Raw genomic sequence first — 20985 nt, 5'->3', positions numbered from 1 at the left:
TGGTCGGTGATAAAGGATTCGAACCTTTGACCCTCTGGTCCCAAACCAGATGCGCTACCGGGCTGCGCTAATCACCGAGACAATTTTCTTTCTAAAGTACTCTAAAGCACAAAGACGACCCAATCGGTCATCCTCGTCATACAGCAAGTATGGTGCGAAGAGAGGGACTCGAACCCTCACACCCGGGGGGCACTAACACCTGAAGCTAGCGCGTCTACCAATTCCGCCACCTTCGCATACCTGACAAGCTGTAAAATGGGGTGGCTGATGGGGCTCGAACCCACGACAACCGGAATCACAATCCGGGACTCTACCAACTGAGCTACAGCCACCACAGCTGTTTTCGTTCCACAACAACGCCCGTTTAACTGGCGCACGTTTGATGGTGCGCCCGACAGGATTCGAACCTGTGACCTCTGCCTCCGGAGGGCAGCGCTCTATCCAGCTGAGCTACGGGCGCTACGCTGTCGAACGGGGCGCATTATTGATGATGGGAGCATGCTTGTCTACACTTTTTTGCCTGCGTTGAATCAACCGCTTGTTTTTCCATCGCTTATGGCTATTTTATGCCATTTTTCCTTCATTCAGGCTGGATCCAGTCCTCCCCCGTTACTTTGTCCCCCCACTATGGTGGCCAAGCGCGCAGCAGAACTTGACTTGCCTCAAGGCCCCCCTAAAATGAATGAACGTTCATTCAGCCGTTGTGATAATCGAGTCATGAACAAGAAAGAACGCATTTTCAATGCGGCGCATGAAGTACTCGGCGAGCAGGGTTTCCACGGCCTATCCATTGCCGTAGTGGCCAAGAAAGCCAAGGTCGCGGCGGGCACCATCTATCGCTACTTCAGCGACAAAGATGATCTGATCCGCCAGCTCTATCAACACACCATACTCCAGTGTCATCCCCTGGTCATGGAAGGGGTGCAGATAGAGGAGGTCTCGTTTCAGCAATTTCGGCGCTTGTGGCTCAACATCCACGCCATTTTTGCCGACGAGCCCAACGCGCTCAAATGCAAGTTGCAGTATGAGAGCTCTCCGCTGGGAGCCGAGCTGGAGAAAGACCCGGTCATCATGGCCGCTTGGGCACCTCTGGATCGCTTCTTCGAACGGGGACGTGAACAAGGTCTGTTTATCGATCTACCCGTCCGGGCACTGCAGGTGCTGAGCCTGGATTGCGTGGGAAGTCTGGCGTTGCAACGCCAGGTTCACCACTTTGAACTGACGCAAGAACAGCTGGAAGCCGTGATCCGGGCCAGCTGGAATGCCATTTTAAACCCCAACTTTTCCACCTCAGGAGCCTGTTCATGAAAAAGTGGATGGCCATCATGTTGCTGATAGCGCTTGCCCTGTTCGGCAGCGTCATCGGCTTCAATATGTTCAAGCAGAAGAAGATTGCAGAGTTCATGGCCAACCGGCCTGAACCCGAGTTCCCGGTGACCGCCATGGTGACCAAGGCGCAGGACTGGGTACCGACCATAGAAGCGATCGGCTTCATCGAACCGAACCAGGGGGTGACGCTGTCCACCGAACTGGCAGGCACCATCGATGCCATCACCTTCGAATCCGGCAAGCCGGTCAAGGCGGAGCAGCTGCTGCTGAGCCTGGACTCCAGTGTGGAGCGAGCCAATCTGCGAGCGTCCCAAGCCAAGCTGCCAGCCGCGCGTGCCAAATTCGAGCGATTCCAGAACCTCTACAAGAAGAGCTCCATCTCCAAGGATCAGCTGGATGATGCCGAAGCCAGCTACCGTTCGCTGGAGGCCGACATCGAGAGCCTGAAGGCGACCATAGCCCGTCGTGAAGTCCGCGCCCCCTTCGGCGGTGTTGTCGGCTTGCGCAACGTCTTCCTCGGCCAGTACCTGCAACCGGGTACCGATATAGTGCGGCTGGAAGACACCAGCGTGATGCGCCTGCGCTTCACCGTGCCCCAGACCGACATCTCGAAAATCACCCTGGGCCAGATCATCAAGATCAACGTGGATGCCTATCCCCAGACCCAGTTTGACGGCCACATCACCGCCATCGAACCGGCCGTCAACTACCAGAGCGGCCTGATCCAAGTACAGGCTGACATCCCGAACAACGAGGGTCAGCTCCGTTCCGGCATGTTCGCCCGCGCCAGCATCATACTGCCCACGGTGAAAGAGCAGATGGTGATCCCGCAATCGGCCATCTCCTTCACCCTGTATGGCGAAAACGTCTATGTCATCCACGAGGTGGACGGCATGAAGCGGGCCAAGCAGGTCGTGGTCAAGGCGGGCGAACGTCGCGGCAATGACGTACATGTGCTGTCCGGTATCAAGGCCGGGGACGAGATTGTGCTGTCGGGCCAGGTTCGCCTGAGCAACGACACCAAGGTGCGCGTGGTCGAAAACGATGCCCTGGCCGTTCCGGCACAAACCCCGATGCTGTAAGCGCGGAGATCTGCAATGCGATTTACTGACATATTCATAAAACGGCCTGTGCTGGCGATCTCGCTCAGCTTCCTGATCGCCCTGCTGGGCTTTCAGGCCATCTTCAAGATGCAGGTACGGGAGTACCCCGAGGTCACCAATACGGTGATCACGGTCAGCACCAGCTACTACGGTGCCAGTGCCGACCTGATCCAGGGCTTCATCACCCAGCCGCTGGAGCAGGCGGTGGCGCAAGCCGACAACATCGACTTCATGACCTCCTCCAGCCAGCTGGGCAGCTCCACCGTGACGGCCTTCATGAAGCTGAACACCGACCCGAACGCCGCGCTGTCTGACATACTGGCCAAGGTCAACTCGGTGCGATCCCAACTGCCGAAAGAGGCGGAAGACCCCTCGGTCACCTCCTCCACCGGCTCCACCACGGCGGTGCTCTACCTCGGCTTTACCAGCCCGGAGCTGAACTCCAGCCAGATCACCGACTATCTGGAGCGGGTTATCAAGCCGCAGCTGTTTACCGTGGGCGGCGTGTCCAAGGTTGACCTCTACGGCGGTGTCGAGTTTGCCCTGCGGGTATGGCTGGATCCGGCCAAGATGGCGGCCTTCAATCTGACCTCAAGCGACGTGATGACTGTGCTCAACAGCAACAACTATCAGTCGGCGACAGGTCAGGCGACCGGTTACTTCACCCTGTTCAACGGCAATGCCGAGACTCAGGTCAAGGATGTCGACGAGCTGAAGCGTCTGGTGGTGGCGACCCGTGACGGCAAGGTGATCCGCCTCTCCGACATCGCCAAGGTGACGCTGGAGAAGAGCCACGACATCTACCGCGCCAGTGCCAACGGCCGCGAAGCCGTGGTCATGGCGGTCAACGCGGCCCCGACCGCCAACCCCATCAACATTGCCCACGATGTACTGGAGTTGCTGCCGAGCCTGAAGAGCAACATGCCGAGCACCATGCAGGCCAACGTGCTGTATGACTCCACCATCGCCATCAACGAGTCCATCCACGAAGTCATCAAGACCATACTGGAGGCGGCCGCCATCGTACTGGTGGTGATCACCCTGTTCCTCGGCTCGTTCCGCGCGGTCATCATCCCGATTATCACAATACCGCTCAGTCTGATTGGCGTGGTGATGATGATGGATCTGTTCGGCTTCTCGATAAACCTGATGACACTGCTGGCCATGGTGCTGGCGATCGGTCTGGTGGTGGATGACGCCATAGTGGTGCTGGAGAACGTCGACCGCCACATCAAGCAGGGGGAGGAGCCCTTCCGGGCCGCCATCATAGGGACCCGCGAGATAGCCGTGCCGGTTATCGCCATGACGGTCACCCTGGCCGCCGTGTATGCGCCGATCGCCCTGATGGGGGGCATCACCGGTTCCCTGTTCAAGGAGTTCGCGCTGACTCTGGCGGGGGCGGTCTTCGTCTCCGGCATCATAGCGCTGACCCTGTCACCCATGATGTGCGCCAAAATGCTCAAGGCCAACGAGCAGCCAGGCAAGTTCGAGAGCACAGTGCATCACCTGCTGGATCGGATGACTGAACGCTACGACCGCATGCTGCACGCCGTGATGCAGAAGCGCATCGTGGTCGTGGTGTTCGCCGTCATTGTATTCGGCAGCCTGCCGCTGCTGTTCAAGTTCATCCCGAGCGAGCTGGCACCGTCGGAAGACAAAGGCGTCATGGCGGTACTGGGCACCGCGCCCTCCAACGCCAACCTGGACTACATCGAAAACACCATGGCGGACGTGAACAAGATCCTGGATGAGCAGCCGGAAATCGCCTACTCCCAGGTCTTCTCCGGGGTATTCAACGCCAATCAGGCGTTTGGTATCGCCTCCATGGTGCCCTGGAGCCAGCGTGAAGCGAGCCAGAAAGAGGTGCTGGATCGGGTCGCCGGACTGGTGAAGGACATCCCAGGGATGGCCATCACCACCTTCCAGTTCCCTGAACTGCCGGGTGCATCGAGCGGCTTGCCGATCCAGTTCGTCATCACCACCCCGAACAGCTTCGAGAGTCTGTTCCTGATCGCCAGCGAGATGCTGACGGCCGCCCAGGCCAATGGCCAGTTCGTCTATTCGGATCTCGATCTGAACTACGACTCCGCCACCATGAAGATCAAGATCGACAAGGACAAGGCGGGTGCCTACGGCATCACCATGCAGGACATAGGCATCACCATGGGCACCATGATGGCGGACGGTTACGTCAACCGCATCGACCTGGATGGCCGCTCCTACGAGGTGATCCCCCAGGTCGAGCGCAAATACCGCATGAACCCGGAATCCATGAAGGGTTACTACGTGCGGGCGGCCGACGGCAAATCCATCCCGCTGGGCAGCCTGATCAACATCGAAGTCGTGGGTGAACCCCGTGCCCTGCCCCACTTCAACCAGCTGAACTCCGCCACCATAGGCGCAGTACCGGCACCGGGTGTGGCCATGGGAGACGCGATCAACTGGTTCAAGACCACAGCCGAAGAGAAGCTGCCGCAAGGCTATCGCTACGACTTCATGGGTGAGGCTCGCCAGTTCGTGACCGAAGGCAACGCCCTCTATGCCACCTTCGCGCTGGCGCTGGCCATCATCTTCTTGGTGCTGGCCATCCAGTTCGAATCGGTACGTGACCCGCTGGTGATCATGGTGTCGGTCCCGCTCGCCATCAGTGGTGCCTTGATTGCACTGGCGTGGGGCATGGCCACCATGAACATCTACTCCCAGGTGGGGCTGATCACGCTTGTGGGCTTGATTACCAAGCACGGGATCCTGATCTGCGAAGTGGCGAAGGAGGAGCAGCTGCTGCACGGTCTGAACCGGACCCAGGCTGTGATGCAGGCGGCCAAGGTGCGGCTGCGCCCCATCCTGATGACCACGGCGGCCATGATCGCGGGTCTGATCCCGCTGCTGTACGCGGCTGGCGCCGGTGCGGCCCAGCGCTTCAGCATCGGCATAGTGATAGTGGCCGGTCTGGCGATCGGCACCATCTTCACCCTGTTCGTGCTGCCGGTGATTTACACCTACCTGGCCTCCGAGCACAAACCCTTGCCCGTGTTTGATGAATCCATTCCGCCCAAGGCGAAAGGGAGTCATTGATTACCGACTTGAATGCAAAAGGCCCCGATTCGGGGCCTTTTTTTATCCCGCTAACGAAACACGACATAAGTGCATGAAGCAGTTAAACTAAATGGCAATATATCCAGACCGCAAGGACGCCATGTCAGGACTCTTCTCCAAGACCGCGAGGGCCGTCGGCCGTAACGGGCTCTCATACCGCCTGCTCTCCTACATTCTGGTGTGCAGTACCGTATTGGCGATGATCATTACGGTGTTGCAACTTGCCTGGGATTACCGCAAGGATGTCGCCGTCATCGAGGACAGCATCGGCCAGATCGAGGCCTCCTTCCTGCAACCCATCGCCGCCAGCCTGTGGAACCTCGATGAGGAGCAGGTCAAGGTACAGATAGAAGGCATCATGAACCTGCCCAACATGCAGTTCGTGATGGTCAAGGAGATGCTCGGCAACTCGGAAGTGCCGCTGCTGACCCAGGGGGTGGAGCGTGAAAGCTACGACATCTCCCGCGAGTTCAATCTCACCTATCAGGGTGAAGTGGTCGGCAAGCTGTTCGTCGCCGCCTCCCTCGAACAGATCTACCAGCGCCTTATCGAAAAATCCGTGCTCATCATGGTCAGCCAGACCATCAAGACCTTGGTGGTCTCATTCTGCATCCTGATCATCATTTACTATCTGGTGGTTCGTCACCTCAACCGCATCGCCACCTATGCCCAGAAATTCAATCTGGATCGGCTGGCCATAGAACTGACGCTGGAGGGGCGCCCTCTACCCCGCAAGAAACCCGATGAGCTGGATACCCTGGTCGCCACCCTCAACCAGATGCGAACACGGCTGAACGACGAATTTGCGGCGCGCCATCAGGCGGCGGAACAGCTGCAACAGGAGCGGGACTTCTCCGCCACCCTGATCAACTCGGCCAACATGCTCATCTGCTGCATGGAACCCAATCTCACCATCGCCAGCATCAACCCGGCCGCCATACTGCTGACCGGCTACCACCAGCAGGAGATCTTGCAGCACAGCTGGCTGGATCTGTTCGTCAGCAAGGAACAGCGTGAAGAGCTGGCGCTGATCCTGGCCGATCACGGTTCCATCGAGGACAAAGAGGTCATCATGCATGACCAGCAGGGCCATGAACTGGTGCTGCAGTGGACCTTTGCCCCCTTCTACGAGGGCATCAACCTCAAGTATCTGATCGGGTTCGGCTATGACATCACCCGCCTCAAGAAGGTGGAGCGGGAGATCATCTCCCTCAACGAACAGCTGGAAGGCAAGGTGGTGGAGCGAACCCGCAGCCTGAGCGACGCCAACGATCAGCTGGGCAAGGCCTACGACGACCTGAAACAGGCGCAGCAGACTCTGGTGGAATCGGAGAAGATGGCCTCCCTCGGCTCGCTGGTGGCCGGCGTGGCGCACGAGATCAACACCCCCATCGGCATCAGCGTGACCGCCTCCTCCTATCTGCAGGAACGGGTGGCCGACTTCAAGCTGCACATCGACTCCAAGCAGCTATCGCGATCCTATCTCAACGAATTCACCGTCAACCTCGACGAGTCCATGCAACTACTGCAGGGCAACCTGAGACGCGCCTCGGAGCTGATTGCCAGCTTCAAGCAGGTGGCGGTCGATCAGTCGTCCGAGGCACGTTACAACTTCAGCCTCGCCGACAACCTGCATCAGGTGGTGGTCTCCCTCGGCCACAAGCTGAAGAAGGCCCAGTGCGAGGTGGATATCCAGTGCGATCCCAAGCTGTCGATCTTCTCCTTCCCCGGCAGCTTCACCCAGATCTATTCCAACCTGATCCTCAACTCCATCAACCATGGCTTCGACAACTGGGACAAGCCGAAGAAGATCACCATCAAGGTGGAGCAGCTGGGTGAGGAGCTGATGATCGACTACAGCGACAACGGCCGCGGTATCCCGCCCGAGATACTGCCGCGCATCTTCGACCCCTTCGTCACCTCCAAGCGGGGCCAGGGCGGCAGCGGACTCGGCACCCACATCATCTACAACCTGGTGGTGCAACTGCTGCGTGGCCGTATCAACTGCGTCAGCGAGCCGGGCAACGGCGCCCAGTTCCATATTCGCCTGCCGATCCAACATAACTGAGCGCTGGCTCTTGTGAGCCAGCCGCTTTATCCCCATCATGCTGTGATTGCATTCTTAATGAGCGGAGAACCTCGCAATGGCACAGCATTTTGACTATATCGCCATCGGTGGCGGCAGCGGCGGCATCGCCTCGGCCAACCGGGCTGCCATGTACGGCAAGAAAGTCGCCCTGATTGAAGCCAAAGAGTTGGGTGGAACCTGCGTCAACGTCGGCTGCGTGCCGAAGAAGGCCATGTGGTATGCGGGCCAGATCGCCGATGCCCTGAAATATGGCGCCGACTACGGCTTCGATACCACACTCAACCACTTCAGCTGGGCCAAGCTGGTCGAGTCCCGCCAGGCCTATATAGGCCGCATCCACCAGTCCTATCAGAACGTGCTGGGCAAGAACCAGATCACCGTCGTCAAAGGATTCGCCCGCTTCGTCAATAGCAACACGATCGAGGTCAATGGCGAGCAATACACCGCCGATCATATCCTGATCGCCACCGGTGGCCGTCCCGAAGTACCTGCCATTCCGGGCGCCGAGCTGGGTATAGATTCCGATGGTTTCTTCGATCTGCAGGCGCAGCCCAAGCGCGTTGCCGTGGTCGGAGCCGGCTACATAGCCGTGGAGATTGCCGGCGTGATGCAGGCGCTTGGCTCCGAGACCCATCTGGTGGTGCGCAAGCACGCGCCGCTGCGCAACTTCGACCCCATGATCCACGAAACGCTGGTGGAAATCATGGCGCAGGAAGGACCCAAGCTGCACACCCATGCCATCCCCAAGGCTGTGCTCAAGAACGCCGATGACAGCCTGACTCTGCAACTGGAAGATGGTCGCCATCTGACCGTCGATTGCCTGATCTGGGCCATAGGCCGCGTGCCGGCCACCGACAACCTCAACCTGGCCGCAGCAGGTATCGAGCTGGACGAGAAGGGCTTCATCCCGACCGACAAGTTCCAGAACACTGCTGTTGCCAACCTCTATGCCGTCGGTGACAACACGGGCCGCATCCAGCTCACCCCGGTGGCCGTCGCGGCGGGCCGTCGCCTCTCGGAGAGGCTGTTCAACAACAAGCCGAACGAGCACCTCAACTACGATCTGGTGCCGACAGTGGTGTTCAGCCACCCGCCCATCGGCACCATAGGGCTGACCGAACCGGAAGCCATCGCCGAGTATGGCGAGAGCCAGGTGAAGGTCTACCGCAGCCAGTTCACCGCCATGTATTCGGCCCTGACCCAGCATCGCCAGCCAACCCGCATGAAGCTGGTGTGCGTCGGGCCGGAAGAAAAAGTGGTCGGCCTGCACGGCATCGGCTTTGCCATGGACGAGATACTGCTGGGCTTCGGCGTCGCCATGAAGATGGGGGCCACCAAGGCCGACTTCGACAACTGCGTAGCCATCCATCCCACCAGCGCGGAAGAGTTCGTGACGATGCGCTAAGCCTCTCGCCCTTTTCCTATCAACCCGGTCCAGGCCGGGTTTTTTCATATCTGCCCTTCGCCAGCCCGACAAATCTGCGCTTTTTACGCCGATTTTACGCCCGCCCCATGCTGCTTTATGGCGCCTTTACGCCTGTTTTACATACCCTTTCAGTGTCAACTACACCAACGGAGTCGATGCTGTTTTACATCGACTCTTGCAGCTAATTATTTCAATGGAGTCGATATGAATTGGCTATATCTGCTGCTGGTCCTTGCCCTTATGGGTTATCTGTTGCGCGCGTTAACGCGCAGCCACGAGTGAGGGATCTGATATGTGGCAAGAAGTGATCTATCCGGTAGCCTTTGTGCTGCTGGTCCTGCTGCCAGCCCCCCTGCTTGGCAGCTATATATATCGGGTGTTTGAAGGCAAGAGCCGCTGGCTGTCGCCGATCGAGCGCGCCACCCTGGCCTGCTGCGGCACGGACGGACGGGAGCAGGATTGGAAGTCCTACGCCCTCAGCCTGCTGGCCTTCAACGGTGCCGGTTTCGGTCTGCTGTTCCTGATCCTGATGGCACAAGGCCTGCTTCCCCTCAACCCGCAGCAATTGCCAGGGCTGAGCTGGGAACTGGCCTTCAACACAGCGGTCAGCTTCATGACCAATACCAACTGGCAAGCCTATTCCGGTGAGGCCAGCCTCTCCTACTTCAGCCAGATGGTGGGGCTTACCACCCAGAACTTCGTCTCCGCCGGTACTGGTGCAGCCGTTGCCGTCGCCCTGTTTCGTGGTATCTCCCGCCAGCAGACCATTCATCTAGGCAACTTCTGGCAAGACCTGGTGCGCTTCTGCCTCTATGTGCTGCTGCCACTGGCGCTGATCATGGCGCTGCTGCTGGTGTGGCAAGGTGTGCCCCAGAGTCTGTCTGCCTATCTGCCGTTCCACAGTCTGGAAGGTCAGGAGCAACTGCTGCCGCTCGGCCCAGCAGCTTCTCAAATCGCCATCAAGCAGCTCGGTTCCAACGGTGGTGGCTTCTTCGGTGTCAACTCGGCGCATCCGTTCGAGAACCCAACAGCCCTCTCCAACTGGCTGGAGATGGTCACCCTGCTGACCATTCCCGCCGCGCTGGTCTGCACCCTGGGTCGCTATGTGAAGGACACGGGCCACGGCCGTGCCATCCTCACCGCCATGGCCTTGCTGTTCGTGCTGGGGCTCTGCCTCTCCCTCCCCCAGGAGATGAAACTGGATCCCAATCTGGCCGATATCACCAGCCAGGCGGGCAACTGGGAAGGCAAGGAGAGCCGCTTCGGCCCCGTGCTTTCCAGTATTTGGGAAGTTGCTACCACTGCTGCCTCCAACGGTGCAGTCAACGCCATGCATGACAGTTTCACCCCGCTCGGCGGCATGGTCGGCATGATCAACATGCTGCTTGGCGAGGTCATTTTCGGCGGCGTGGGCTCGGGTATCTACGGCATGATGCTGTTCGTACTGCTGACCGTGTTCCTCTGCGGCTTGATGGTGGGACGCACCCCGACCTATCTGGGCAAGCGCCTCGGTATCACGGAGATGAAATGGGTTGTCGCCAGCATGCTGGTAATGCCGGTCGGGGTATTGGTGTTAGGCGGGGTCACTCTGCTGATGCCGGATGCCAGCACCATCATAGGTCATGAAGGCCCCCACGGGTTGTCACGGCTGATCTATGCCTATGCCTCGGCTGCCGGCAACAACGGTTCAGCCTTTGGGGGCTTTGCTGCAGCAGATAGCTGGCAGTGCATCGCCATCGGCCTGGCTATGCTGCTCGGTCGCTTCGGTTACATCATACCTGTGCTTGCCATCGCAGGTCAGCTCGCCCGCGCACCGCGCCAAGAGACGGGTGAGGGTGACTTCCCGATCCGCGGCCCGCTGTTCATTACCTTGCTGATTATCACAGTGTTGCTGATAGGTGGGCTCTCCTTCCTGCCTGTACTGGCACTGGGCCCGGTAGCCGAGCATCTGAGCCTGATGCAGGGAGCGTTCTGATGAACGACGCCAGCGCGATCACATCACAGATGCCAATGGTCAACTATTTGATACTGGGAGCTTTTCAATGAGCAAGTCCATATCCATCACAACCCATGCCGACAAGGTGAAGGGTAAAAAGCAACGCTCGCAAATCGTGCAGGCCATGGCCGAAGCGCTTTACCGCTTCAATCCCAAGGCACTGTTTGGCAGTCCTATTCTGTTCACGCTCTGGCTGGCTGCCGTCATGGCAACCGTGGAGTCCCTGCTGGGGCAGCCCTTGTCTGGGGTCGCCCCCAGTCTGGCGTGGCAGCTGACCGCCTGGCTCTGGTTAACCCTCTGGTTTGCCAACTTCGCCGAGACCCTGGCCGAAGGTCGTGGCAAGGCGAGAGCCGACAGTCTGAAGGCGGGCATGAGCCAGCTCAAGGCTCGTCGGGTGACCGATGCCAAAGATGGTCAGGGCGAATGGGTGCCTGCCACCAGCCTGCTGAAAGGCGATCTGGTGCTGGTACGCAGCGGCGAGATGATCCCGGCCGATGGTGAAGTGGTCGCCGGTATCGCCTCGGTCAACGAAGCCGCCATCACGGGGGAATCTGCCCCCGTCATCCGCGAATCCGGCACCGACCGCAGTGGCGTGACTGGCAACACCACTGTGGTCTCTGACGAGATCTGGGTACGCGTCAGCAACAATCCGGGTGAAAGCACGCTGGATCGGATGATAGCCCTGGTCGAAGGAGCCAAGCGTCAGAAGACCCCGAACGAGATGGCGCTCGACGCCCTGCTGGTGGGTCTGACCCTGATCTTCCTGCTGGTGGTGGCGACCCTGCCCTGGTTCCTCAACTACAACGGCACCCAGGTACCCAGGCTCTATCTGATCGCCCTCTTCATCACCCTGATACCGACCACCATAGGCGGTCTGCTCTCCGCCATCGGGATCGCCGGTATGGACCGGCTGGTGAAGCTGAACGTGATAGCCAAATCAGGCCGTGCCGTGGAGGCCGCCGGTGACGTGCGCACCCTGTTGCTGGACAAGACAGGCACCATCACCTTCGGTAACCGCATGGCCGACGAGCTGATCCCGGCACCAGGGGTGGATCCCTCCCTGCTTGCCCAGGCGGCCATGCTGGCCTCCCTTGGCGACAATACGCCGGAGGGCAAGTCCATCCTGACCCTGGCGGGCAAGAGCATGGCCAAGCCGAGCCAGCTCGAGAGCGACAAGGTGATCCCCTTCAGTGCCGAGACCCGCCTGAGCGGCCTGGATCGCAACGGTCACCAATATCGCAAAGGGGCTGTGGATGCGGTGCTCAACTACCTCTCTCTCGACCGCAAGGCAGTGCCAGAGGTAATCCTCAAGTCGGTGGATCACATAGCTCGCCAGGGCGGCACGCCGCTGCTGGTCTGCACCCACGAGAAGCTGCTGGGGGTCGTGTTCCTCAAGGACATCATCAAGCCAGGCATCAAGGCCCGCTTCCAGATCCTGCGTCACATGGGGATCCGCACCGTGATGATCACAGGTGACAACCCGCTGACCGCCGCCGCCATCGCGGCCGAAGCCGGGGTGGATGACTTTATCGCAGAAGCAACGCCGGAGAAGAAGCTGGCTTATATTCGCCAGGAGCAGGCGGACGGACGTCTGGTCGCCATGTGTGGTGACGGTGCCAACGATGCGCCCGCGCTGGCACAGGCTGACGTGGGTCTGGCCATGAACGAGGGTACCCAGGCAGCCAAGGAGGCTGGCAACCTGGTGGATCTGGACTCCAACCCCACCAAGCTGCTGGACGTGGTACTGGTCGGCAAGCAGTTGCTGGTGACCCGGGGAGCATTGACCACCTTCTCCATCGCCAACGACGTGGCCAAGTACTTTGCCATACTGCCGGCCCTGTTCATCGCCGCCTATCCGCAACTGGGTGCGCTGAACCTGATGCAGCTGGGTAGCCCCGAAAGCGCCATCTTGTCGGCCATCATCTTCAACGCCTTGATCATAGTGGCGCTGGTACCGCTGGCCCTGCGCGGTGTCAGTCTGAAGGGAACGGCTGCCAGCCTGCTGCGCCGCAACCTGATGATCTACGGTGTCGGTGGTCTGCTGGTGCCCTTTATCGGCATCAAGCTGATCGACCTGGTTATCACAGGCCTGGGTCTGGTGTAACGACATAGCGGGATGCAAGCCGGGCTTGCATCCCATCAACCTGTTTGGAGCAAGAAAATCATGATCGCAATCAGAACCCTGCTGACCCTGACCCTGTTGCTGGGCGTCGGCTATCCCCTGGCAGTGACAGGTGTGGCCCAGTTGCTGTTTCCCTGGCAGGCCAATGGCAGCCAGTTGACCAACAAGAAGCAAGAGTTTGTCGGTAGCGCCCTGCTGGCGCAGAAATTCGAGCGGGCTGAGTACTTTCATTCCCGTCCTTCCGCCAGTGACTTCGCCACCATTGGCAGCGGCGCCAGCAACCTGGGCGTCAGCTCACCATTGCGTAGCGAGTTCGCCAAGGCACAGGGTGATGTCCAGTCTCCCGCCATGCTGACCCGCTCCGGCTCTGGCCTCGACCCCCATTTGCCGGTGGATGCCGTGCTGGCTCAGGTGAACAGAGTGGCCAAGCAGCGAGGGCTGGATCCCGCCTTGCTGACGGAGCAGGTCAAGTCGGCGACACAAGCTGGTATCCTTGGCCCGCAAGTGGTCAATATCCTTCAGCTAAATCTGTTGCTCGATCAGGGCAAGGATGCCTGATGGAGGCAAAGTCCGGCACATATGGGCTGGCGATGACCCACATTTTCGAACTGAGCCAGCGGTTGCTCGATAAGGACAATAATGCGTGATGAGGTAAAGGCGGCAAGTCTGGAGCGGGAGCACTGGGATGCGTGATGAGGCAAGGGCCGACGCCTTACTGGCGAGCCTGGAGCAAGAACACAAGGGCAAGCTGAAGGTATTTCTCGGTGCCGCACCCGGCGTAGGCAAGACCTACGCCATGCTGCAGGCAGTGCGTGAGCAGGCAAGAGAGGGGGTCGATATCCTGATCGGCGTGGTGGAAACCCACGGCCGTCAGGAGACTCTGGCCCTGCTCGACAAGCTTGCCATCCAGCCACGCAAACTCCATCTCCACCGCCAGCAACGTCTGGAGGAGATGGATCTGGATGCGCTGCTTGAACGCAAACCCGCCATAGTGGTGGTGGATGAGCTGGCCCACAGCAACGCCCCCGGCAGCCGCCACGAGAAGCGCTGGCAGGATGTTGAGGAGCTGCTCGGTGCCGGCATCGACGTCTACTCCACCCTCAACGTGCAACACCTCGAGAGCCTCAACGATCTGGTGTGGCAACTGACCGGTGTCAGGGTCAAGGAGACCCTGCCCGACCAGGTGCTGCTGGAGGCCGACAGCATAGTGCTGATCGACCTGCCCCCCAAGGAGTTGCTCGGCCGGCTCAAGGAGGGCAAGGTCTATGTGCCCCATCAGGCCAAGGCCGCCCTGCAGTCCTTCTTCTCCCTCAACAACCTGACCGCCCTGCGCGAGCTGGCGATGCAGACCGCCGCCAGCCACGTGGAGGGGGATCTGCAACTGCAGTGGCAGGCTGCGGGCAAGACTACGCTGCCGCTGCGGGGCAAGCTGATGGTCTGCCTCGGCGATCAGCATGGCTCAGCGCTGGTACGCTACGGCCACCGCTTCGCCCAGCGCCGCCAGCTGCCCTGGCTGGTGGTCCACATCGACAGCAAGGGGCAACGCTCCGCCGAGCTGGAGCAGGCACTGGCTCTGGCCTCCCACCTTGGTGCCAAAGTGCTGACGCTCTCCAGCCCGGCGGTAGCCAGTACTCTGCTGGAAACAGCCGAGCAGCAACAGGTCTCACAACTGCTGCTCGGCAAACCCCACAAGGCCCCCTGGCGCCGCTCCCTGGTGCAACACCTGCTCAAGCAGGCACAAGGGCTCGAAATCACGCTGGTGGATACCGAGAAGCGCAAACCCGGCATAGGATTGCAGCCGCTTCACCCCAAGGACATTCGCCAGAGTCTGCTGGCAGTGACCATAATGGGGCTGACATCGGCTGCCGCCTGGGGACTCTCTCACTGGCTGCCCCCTGCCTCCCTACCACTGCTGTTCGTGCTGGGGGTGCTGGCGACGGCACTCACCACCAGCCTGATGCCCGCCATTCTGGCGGCCGTGCTGGGCTTTGTCGCTCACAATCTGCTGTTCACCGCTCCCTACTTCTCCCTCAGCGTGGCCAGTCACAGTGATCTACTCACCCTGTTCGTGCTGCTCATCGTCGGCATGACGGCGGGGCGGCTCGCCTCCCGCCAGCGGCAACAGCTGATCGGCCTGCGCGAAACCCAGCAGCTCGGCAACGCCCTGCTGTCGCTGAGCCAGGGGCTGGCCACCGCCAGCAGCCCGGAAGAGGTGCTCAGGCAAGGTACCCAGGCCATCTCGCTGGCCCTGGTCCAACCTGTCTTCGCCCTCGATCAGGACTATCAACACAGAGCGGGCTCAGCCCAACACAATCCGGGCCAGACCGACAAGGCGGCCATCGACTGGTGTCTGGCCCAGAAGCAGAGCGCCGGTGCCCACACCGCCACCCTCAATGCAGCCGAAGCCCAATATCACCATCTTACCGATGAGCTGATCCTCGGAATTCGACTGTCCAACCCGCTCGCCTCTTCGGCCGAACATCAGCTGCAAGCCCTGCTCACCGACATCCGCGCGGCCCTGGCACGAATCGATCTCAACGAACGGTTGGCCGACAGCCAGTTGCAAGCAGAGACGGATCGGATGCGCGCCGCCCTGCTCTCGTCTGTCTCTCACGACCTGAAAACCCCGCTCGCCACCATCATGGGGGCTGGCAGCACCCTGCTGGAGTACGGTGGCAGGATCAGCCCGGAGGATCGCAGCGAGCTGCTCCATTCGGTCCAGGATGAGGCCCGCCGCCTGCACAGCTATGTGCAGAACCTGCTGGACATGACCCGTATCGGTTCACCCGACTTCCAGCTGAAACGCGACTGGGTCGACCTGGCGGATCTGGTAGAGAGTGCCCGCAAGCGGCTGGAATCTTCCTGGCGTCAGCACAAGCTGCTGGTGCACTTCGATCAGCAGATCCCCCAGCTTTATGTGCACGGCGCCCTTATCGAGCAGGTGCTGGTCAATATCCTCGACAACGCCTCTCGCTACTCACCGGCCGGCACCCCCATAGAGTTCAAGGTGATGCTGGCGGATCCGGACCTCATCCTCGACATCATAGATATCGGGGTCGGCATCGCCGAGTCGGACCGGGACAAGATCTTCAATCTGTTCTACACCCAGCCTGTCGGCGATTGCGGCAGTCGTGGCACAGGGCTTGGCCTCGCCATTTCTCGCGCTATGATAGAGGCCCATGGCGGCCGTATCTGGGCATTCTCCGGTCCCAATGGCAACGGCACCTGCATGCGCATCTCGCTGCCGCTTGCCCTCAACGCACCTGAGGTATAATGGCCCGCATATGGCTTACAGCGATGGCAGAGAGTGCTATTTCCCCTCGCCTCAGCCCTCTCCCACTGTTCGCCTCTGGAGGCTAGATGGCTCACATATTGGTCATAGATGATGAAGCGGCGATTCGCCGCTTTCTGCGTATCAGCCTGATTGCCGAAGGGCATCAGGTCAGCGAGGCGGTAGGGGTCAACGAAGGGCTGGAGCTGTATCGCCATCTCAATCCCGATCTGGTGATCCTGGATCTCGGCCTGCCGGATGGGGATGGCATTCAGATACTGCAAGCCATTCGCGAGCACCACCAGAATCCGGTACTGGTACTGTCGGCGCGGGATTCTGAACAGGAGAAGGTGCGACTGCTGGATGCCGGTGCCAACGACTATATGAGCAAGCCGTTCGGCATTGGGGAGATGATGGCCCGCATCCGGGTATTGCTGCGCCAGCGAGCCGGGGTCAGCAGCGGCGAATGCCGCCACTTCCCGCAATGCGGCCTGACCCTGGACGCCAGCAGCCACAAAGTGACCATGAAGGATGAAGAGATCCCCCTGTCTCGCAAGGAGTTTGCCCTGCTGCAAGCGCTGGTGTGCCATCCCGGCAAGCTGGTGATGCAGACCCAGCTGCTCAACGACATCTGGGGACCGAGCCACAAGGAAGATACCCACTACCTGCGTATCGTCATCGCCAGCCTGCGCAAGAAGCTGGGGGATAATCCCCAGCAACCCCACCTGATCGAGACCGAATCCGGCATCGGCTACCGTTTTATCGGCAGCTGATGTTTCACGTGGAACGCCGGCTGCTGCACAGTACGGCCAAGAGGCCACAGCCAAAGAGCAGCAGACCCAGATCCTGCAAAGCGGCAGCCAGCGCCAATCCCAGGCTGAGCAGCAGGTAGTAGGCCAGTCCGAACAGGGCACCAGCGCTGCCTGCTACTTCCCGATAGGCCAGCAAAGCCTGACTCAACACATTGGGGATGGCGATGCCAAAGGCCACCACGACTCCCATCATGGGCAGCAGGAACCAGAGCGAATCCTGGCTCGCCCACACGGCAACCCCAGCCCCCAGCGCCAGCACCGAGGCCAGCCGGATCAGAGCTGATGGCAACCAGCCCATGCCCAGAAAGCGCCGGTTCAGCAGGCTGCCGATCAGGGTTGCCAGCGCCAACACCAGGCCGGAATAGCCAAACTCGCTGGCATTCAATCCCAATCCGGCAAACAGAAACGGCGCCAGGCTGTAGTAACCAAACAGCATGGTATTGAACAGAGCGACCAGCAGGGCGCTGCGCCAGAGTCCGCCATCCCGCACCATGCGGCATGCCAATGGCCAGAGGGCAACCCGAGTGGTCATCACGGGACGGGTTTCCGGCAGCCGCCAGCCGGCGATCCCCCCCAGCATCAGGGCCAGCACCAGCAAGCCGCTGAAGACCCCGAGATAGCCAAACTGCTCGGCCAGCAAGCCGCCGCTCACCAGCCCCAGCACGGGGCTGAGGGAGAGTGCGACTCCCATTACCGAGAAGGCGCGGGCCAGATCGCTGCCCTGGTAGCTGTCGCGCAGCATGGTCTGGGTCACCACAGATCCCACGGCGGCGCCAAAGGCCGAGATGACCCTGGCCAGCAGCAACACCTCGAACTGGTTGGCCAGCAGCGCCAGCAAGGTGCCTAGCCCGTAAGTGAACAGACCCGCCAGCATGGCGGGGCGTCGCCCGATCAGATCGCAGAGCCGCCCCCAACAGACCACGCCCACTGCAAACGCCAGAAAATAGACCGACAGGGTCTGGGATGCCTGCCCGTCGCTTACCCTGAAATGGCTCGCGATATGCGTCAGCACAGGGCTGTAGATGGTCTCCACTATCTGGGGAAACATCATCAATCCGACCACCAGCCAGAGCGGTGGCAACTTGTTGTTCATGGCAAACCTCCTTCACAAGAGGTCGTTATTCTAGAGAGATGCCGACTGTCCGATTACAATAAGCAGGACTATAAACATCAATAATCGGACACATGGCCTTTATTCTCCCCGATCACCCTTTTGACCCGGACAGCCTGTCTGGCAGCGTGATCGGCATTGCCTCCGCGCTGGGTTGGCACGACTCAGGCCTGCACCAGCATCAGCGCCATCAGCTGCTGTTCGCCCAGGCGGGCTGCATGAGCATAGAGCTGGCGAACCAGGTCTGTCTGCTGCCACCCAGCCGGGCAGCCTGGCTGCCGGCGGGCACTCCCCACAGAGTGCTGATGCGCGGTGTGGTGGCCTACCGCTCTCTCTACTTCATGCCTCAGCCAGATCTGCCAGCCAGTGTGCAGGTGATGGCGGTCAACCCGCTGCTGCGGGAGATCATAGAACGAATGGCACTCTGGCCATGGGAGAAACCGGAGGTGGAGCAGAGCCGGACACTGGCGCTGTTCATCGAGGAGCTGGCGCAAGCGCCGCGGGAATCCTGGCAACTGCCGCTACCGGCAGACTCGCGCCTGACGGTCTGGTTGCAGGAGGTAAAACGGGGCGACACCCTGCCCGATCGGCTCAACCGGCTGGCCGGACGGGTGGGTGCTAGTGACAAGACCATAGGTCGCATCTTCATGCGAGACACAGGCATGAGCTATCAGGCCTGGCGCCAGCAGTGGCGTCTGCTGCGCGCCATGGAGCTGCTGGCCGAGGCCGTGCCCATCAGCCGGGTGGCCGCTTCGCTGGAGTTCTCCAGCGACAGCGCCTTCATCAGCTTCTTCAAGCAGCATACGGGGCAAACTCCCCTGCACCATCTCAACTCCTGGGGTGAGTCGCATCGGCTGAACTCACCTCCACCACCAGGGTATCCAGCGCCAGTGGCTTGAGGTTGCTGAGGGCATCCAGCACCACGGCATGGGATGCCTCCTGCTGCTGAGTCAGGATCACCTGATCCAGTTGGGCGGTATCCAGTTCGGGTCTGGGGTTTTCAGTTGCCATGACATTCAGACTCAGTGTGCTCATTATCAAGGTGGCGATCAGGGTTTTCATCTGGTGTGCTCCGATGTGGTTGAGATGACCAGATAGTTATTCCAATACTTGTGCCATATTTATAACTAGATGATTTTTCTTAAATTAATTAACTTAAAGCCCCAATTTGTGCCTTGTCGGGATAGCAAGGTGGTCATTTTTAAACCCATAAATGGTATTTTTTACCACGACGTATTCCCGAGTCATGTTCCACGTGGAACGTCCTGTTATTTTGATCGACACCCGCTTTTAAACTGAGCTATGGTGCTACATCCCCGTAACTGACTCTGGATCCGTCACCGAATGGAATTTTCCTTGTTCGGCGAGAAGTTCACTCGCCACGCCGGCATTACCCAACTCATGGATGACCTTAATCAGGGGCTGACCAATCCGGACGCCATCATGCTGGGTGGCGGCAATCCTGCCCCCATCCCCGCCATGCTGGAACGCTTTCAAACCGAAGCCAAAAACCTGCTCGACAATGGCGAACTGGTCAAAGCCATGGCCAACTACGACGGCCCCCAAGGCAAGGACAGGTTCACCAAGGCGCTGGCAGCACTGCTCAGCAAGGAGCTCGGCTGGGATATCACTTCTCGCAATATCGCCCTGACCAACGGCAGCCAGAATGCCTTCTTCTACCTGTTCAACCTGCTGGCCGGCGAGTTCGCCGATGGCCGCAAGAAGAAGGTGCTGTTCCCGCTGGCCCCCGAATATATCGGCTACGCCGACTCTGCCCTTACCGATGACTACTTCGTGGCGTACAAACCCACCATGGAGAAGCTGCCCGATGGCCAGTTCAAATACCATGTGGATTTCGAGAGCCTGCAGGTGGGTGACGATATAGGGGTGATCTGCGTCTCCCGTCCGACCAACCCGACTGGCAACGTGCTGACCGATGACGAGATAGAGCATCTGGATCAGATAGCCCGCGACAAGGGCATTCCGCTGCTGATCGACAACGCCTACGGCGTGCCCTTCCCTGGCATCATCTTCAGCGAGGCCAAGCCGTTCTGGAACGCCAATACCATCCTCTGCATGAGCCTCTCCAAGCTGGGGCTGCCGGGCACCCGCTGCGGCATCGTCATCGCCGACGAGAAGATCATTCAGGCCATCACCAACCTGAGCGGCATCATCAACTTGGCGCCGGGCAGCCTGGGACCCGCCATCACCATCCCCATGATAGAAAGTGGCGAGATCATCACCCTCAGCGAGCAGGTGGTGAAACCCTTCTACCGGCAGAAGGCCGAGCTGGCAGTGCGGCTGCTGCGTGAGGCGATCCCTGATCCGCGCTTCCACATCCACAAGCCGGAAGGCGCGCTCTTCCTCTGGCTCTGGTTCGAAGATCTGCCCATTCACTGCCAGGAACTTTATGAGCGGTTGAAGGCCAAGAACCTGCTGATAGTGCCGGGGCACTACTTCTTCCCCGGCATCGACGACCCCAAGTGGCGCCACAGCCAGGAGTGCATCCGTCTCAACTACTCCCAGAGCGAGGAGCTGGTGCGCCGTGGCATCGCCATACTGGCGGACGAGATCAACGACCTCTACGGCAGCAACTGACCTGCGAACCAAAAACAAAAAGGCCTGCAATC

The 20985-nt window shown here is 60.0% G+C and carries 14 protein-coding genes and 4 tRNA genes; 12 read left to right on the top strand and 6 right to left on the bottom strand.

The features are described 5' to 3' along the window. The 4 genes from BN1128_RS23720 to BN1128_RS23705 form a co-directional block, all read right to left on the bottom strand. Positions 1-77 (bottom strand) — tRNA-Pro (locus BN1128_RS23720). Between the two features lie 73 nt (positions 78-150). Then, positions 151-236 (bottom strand) — tRNA-Leu (locus tag BN1128_RS23715). Positions 237-256: 20 nt separating this feature from the next. Then, a tRNA-His gene (locus tag BN1128_RS23710) sits at positions 257-332 on the bottom strand. Positions 333-383: 51 nt separating this feature from the next. Beyond that, positions 384-460, bottom strand: a tRNA-Arg gene (locus tag BN1128_RS23705). A gap of 257 nt (positions 461-717) precedes the next feature. Between BN1128_RS23705 and BN1128_RS23700 the strand changes: the two genes are divergently transcribed. From BN1128_RS23700 to BN1128_RS23655, 10 genes are all read left to right on the top strand, one after another. Beyond that, positions 718-1308 carry a TetR/AcrR family transcriptional regulator gene (locus tag BN1128_RS23700; RefSeq protein ID WP_042873563.1) on the top strand — a complete coding sequence of 197 codons (591 nt, stop codon included), beginning with the start codon at positions 718-720 and terminating at the stop codon, positions 1306-1308. Continuing rightward, positions 1305-2411: an efflux RND transporter periplasmic adaptor subunit gene (locus BN1128_RS23695; RefSeq protein WP_042873561.1), complete on the top strand. Its 1107-nt coding sequence runs from the start codon at positions 1305-1307 to the stop codon at positions 2409-2411. Before BN1128_RS23700 ends, BN1128_RS23695 begins: the two co-directional genes overlap by 4 nt. 15 nt (positions 2412-2426) lie before the next feature. After that, a complete protein-coding gene (locus tag BN1128_RS23690) occupies positions 2427-5507 on the top strand; it encodes a multidrug efflux RND transporter permease subunit (protein WP_042873558.1) in 3081 nt (1026 codons plus the stop codon). 121 nt (positions 5508-5628) lie between these two features. Continuing rightward, positions 5629-7596: an ATP-binding protein gene (locus BN1128_RS23685; RefSeq protein ID WP_209428617.1), complete on the top strand. Its 1968-nt coding sequence runs from the start codon at positions 5629-5631 to the stop codon at positions 7594-7596. 76 nt (positions 7597-7672) lie between these two features. Beyond that, on the top strand, positions 7673-9022 hold the full coding sequence (gorA, locus tag BN1128_RS23680; RefSeq protein ID WP_042873553.1) for a glutathione-disulfide reductase: 1350 nt from the start codon (positions 7673-7675) through the stop codon (positions 9020-9022). 313 nt (positions 9023-9335) lie between these two features. Next, the gene (kdpA, locus tag BN1128_RS23675; RefSeq protein WP_042873551.1) at positions 9336-11018 is read left to right on the top strand and encodes a potassium-transporting ATPase subunit KdpA; all 1683 of its coding nucleotides are present in this window, start codon (positions 9336-9338) and stop codon (positions 11016-11018) included. A 67-nt stretch (positions 11019-11085) separates the two neighbouring features. Next, positions 11086-13143 carry a potassium-transporting ATPase subunit KdpB gene (gene kdpB, locus BN1128_RS23670; protein WP_042873548.1) on the top strand — a complete coding sequence of 686 codons (2058 nt, stop codon included), beginning with the start codon at positions 11086-11088 and terminating at the stop codon, positions 13141-13143. Between the two features lie 60 nt (positions 13144-13203). Beyond that, positions 13204-13719: a potassium-transporting ATPase subunit C gene (locus tag BN1128_RS23665; protein WP_042873546.1), complete on the top strand. Its 516-nt coding sequence runs from the start codon at positions 13204-13206 to the stop codon at positions 13717-13719. Between the two features lie 127 nt (positions 13720-13846). Then, positions 13847-16435, top strand: a complete 2589-nt coding sequence (locus tag BN1128_RS23660; protein ID WP_042873544.1) for a sensor histidine kinase — start codon at positions 13847-13849, stop codon at positions 16433-16435. Positions 16436-16521: 86 nt separating this feature from the next. Continuing rightward, positions 16522-17205 carry a response regulator gene (locus tag BN1128_RS23655; protein WP_042873541.1) on the top strand — a complete coding sequence of 228 codons (684 nt, stop codon included), beginning with the start codon at positions 16522-16524 and terminating at the stop codon, positions 17203-17205. A 4-nt stretch (positions 17206-17209) separates the two neighbouring features. Here the strand turns inward: BN1128_RS23655 and BN1128_RS23650 are convergent, their stop codons facing one another. Beyond that, positions 17210-18337, bottom strand: coding sequence for a multidrug effflux MFS transporter (locus BN1128_RS23650; RefSeq protein ID WP_042873540.1), 1128 nt, complete (start codon positions 18335-18337; stop codon positions 17210-17212). 92 nt (positions 18338-18429) lie between these two features. Between BN1128_RS23650 and BN1128_RS23645 the strand changes: the two genes are divergently transcribed. Then, entirely contained in the window at positions 18430-19254 is an 825-nt protein-coding gene (locus BN1128_RS23645; RefSeq protein ID WP_042873538.1) for an AraC family transcriptional regulator, read from the top strand. Here the strand turns inward: BN1128_RS23645 and BN1128_RS25055 are convergent. Then, positions 19184-19417 (bottom strand): hypothetical protein, encoded by a 234-nt coding sequence (locus BN1128_RS25055; RefSeq protein ID WP_082030537.1) that lies wholly within the window; start codon positions 19415-19417, stop codon positions 19184-19186. The genes BN1128_RS23645 and BN1128_RS25055 overlap by 71 nt on opposite strands. 282 nt (positions 19418-19699) lie before the next feature. On the opposite strand from BN1128_RS25055, the gene BN1128_RS23640 reads away from it, so the two are divergent. Continuing rightward, positions 19700-20953, top strand: a complete 1254-nt coding sequence (locus BN1128_RS23640; RefSeq protein ID WP_042873536.1) for a valine--pyruvate transaminase — start codon at positions 19700-19702, stop codon at positions 20951-20953. Positions 20954-20985 lie beyond the last annotated feature (32 nt).

Origin of the sequence: Aeromonas piscicola (assembly GCF_000820005.1) — a bacterium.
GTDB classification, from domain to species: Bacteria; Pseudomonadota; Gammaproteobacteria; order Enterobacterales; family Aeromonadaceae; genus Aeromonas; species Aeromonas piscicola.
The sequence above is the reverse complement of the archived record's forward strand: the minus strand, read 5'-3'. Positions and strand labels throughout refer to the sequence as shown.

Excerpts from the sequence above, each read along its gene's own strand:
- gorA (WP_042873553.1), top strand. The coding sequence starts at position 7,673 with ATGGCACAGCATTTTGACTATATCGCCATCGGTGGCGGCAGCGGCGGC.
- BN1128_RS23695 (WP_042873561.1), top strand. The coding sequence starts at position 1,305 with ATGAAAAAGTGGATGGCCATCATGTTGCTGATAGCGCTTGCCCTGTTC.
- BN1128_RS23640 (WP_042873536.1), top strand. The coding sequence starts at position 19,700 with ATGGAATTTTCCTTGTTCGGCGAGAAGTTCACTCGCCACGCCGGCATT.
- BN1128_RS23650 (WP_042873540.1), bottom strand. The coding sequence starts at position 18,337 with ATGAACAACAAGTTGCCACCGCTCTGGCTGGTGGTCGGATTGATGATG.
- BN1128_RS23655 (WP_042873541.1), top strand. The coding sequence starts at position 16,522 with ATGGCTCACATATTGGTCATAGATGATGAAGCGGCGATTCGCCGCTTT.
- BN1128_RS23700 (WP_042873563.1), top strand. The coding sequence starts at position 718 with ATGAACAAGAAAGAACGCATTTTCAATGCGGCGCATGAAGTACTCGGC.
- kdpA (WP_042873551.1), top strand. The coding sequence starts at position 9,336 with ATGTGGCAAGAAGTGATCTATCCGGTAGCCTTTGTGCTGCTGGTCCTG.
- BN1128_RS23645 (WP_042873538.1), top strand. The coding sequence starts at position 18,430 with ATGGCCTTTATTCTCCCCGATCACCCTTTTGACCCGGACAGCCTGTCT.
- BN1128_RS25055 (WP_082030537.1), bottom strand. The coding sequence starts at position 19,417 with ATGAAAACCCTGATCGCCACCTTGATAATGAGCACACTGAGTCTGAAT.
- kdpB (WP_042873548.1), top strand. The coding sequence starts at position 11,086 with ATGAGCAAGTCCATATCCATCACAACCCATGCCGACAAGGTGAAGGGT.
- BN1128_RS23660 (WP_042873544.1), top strand. The coding sequence starts at position 13,847 with ATGCGTGATGAGGCAAGGGCCGACGCCTTACTGGCGAGCCTGGAGCAA.
- BN1128_RS23690 (WP_042873558.1), top strand. The coding sequence starts at position 2,427 with ATGCGATTTACTGACATATTCATAAAACGGCCTGTGCTGGCGATCTCG.
- BN1128_RS23685 (WP_209428617.1), top strand. The coding sequence starts at position 5,629 with ATGTCAGGACTCTTCTCCAAGACCGCGAGGGCCGTCGGCCGTAACGGG.
- BN1128_RS23665 (WP_042873546.1), top strand. The coding sequence starts at position 13,204 with ATGATCGCAATCAGAACCCTGCTGACCCTGACCCTGTTGCTGGGCGTC.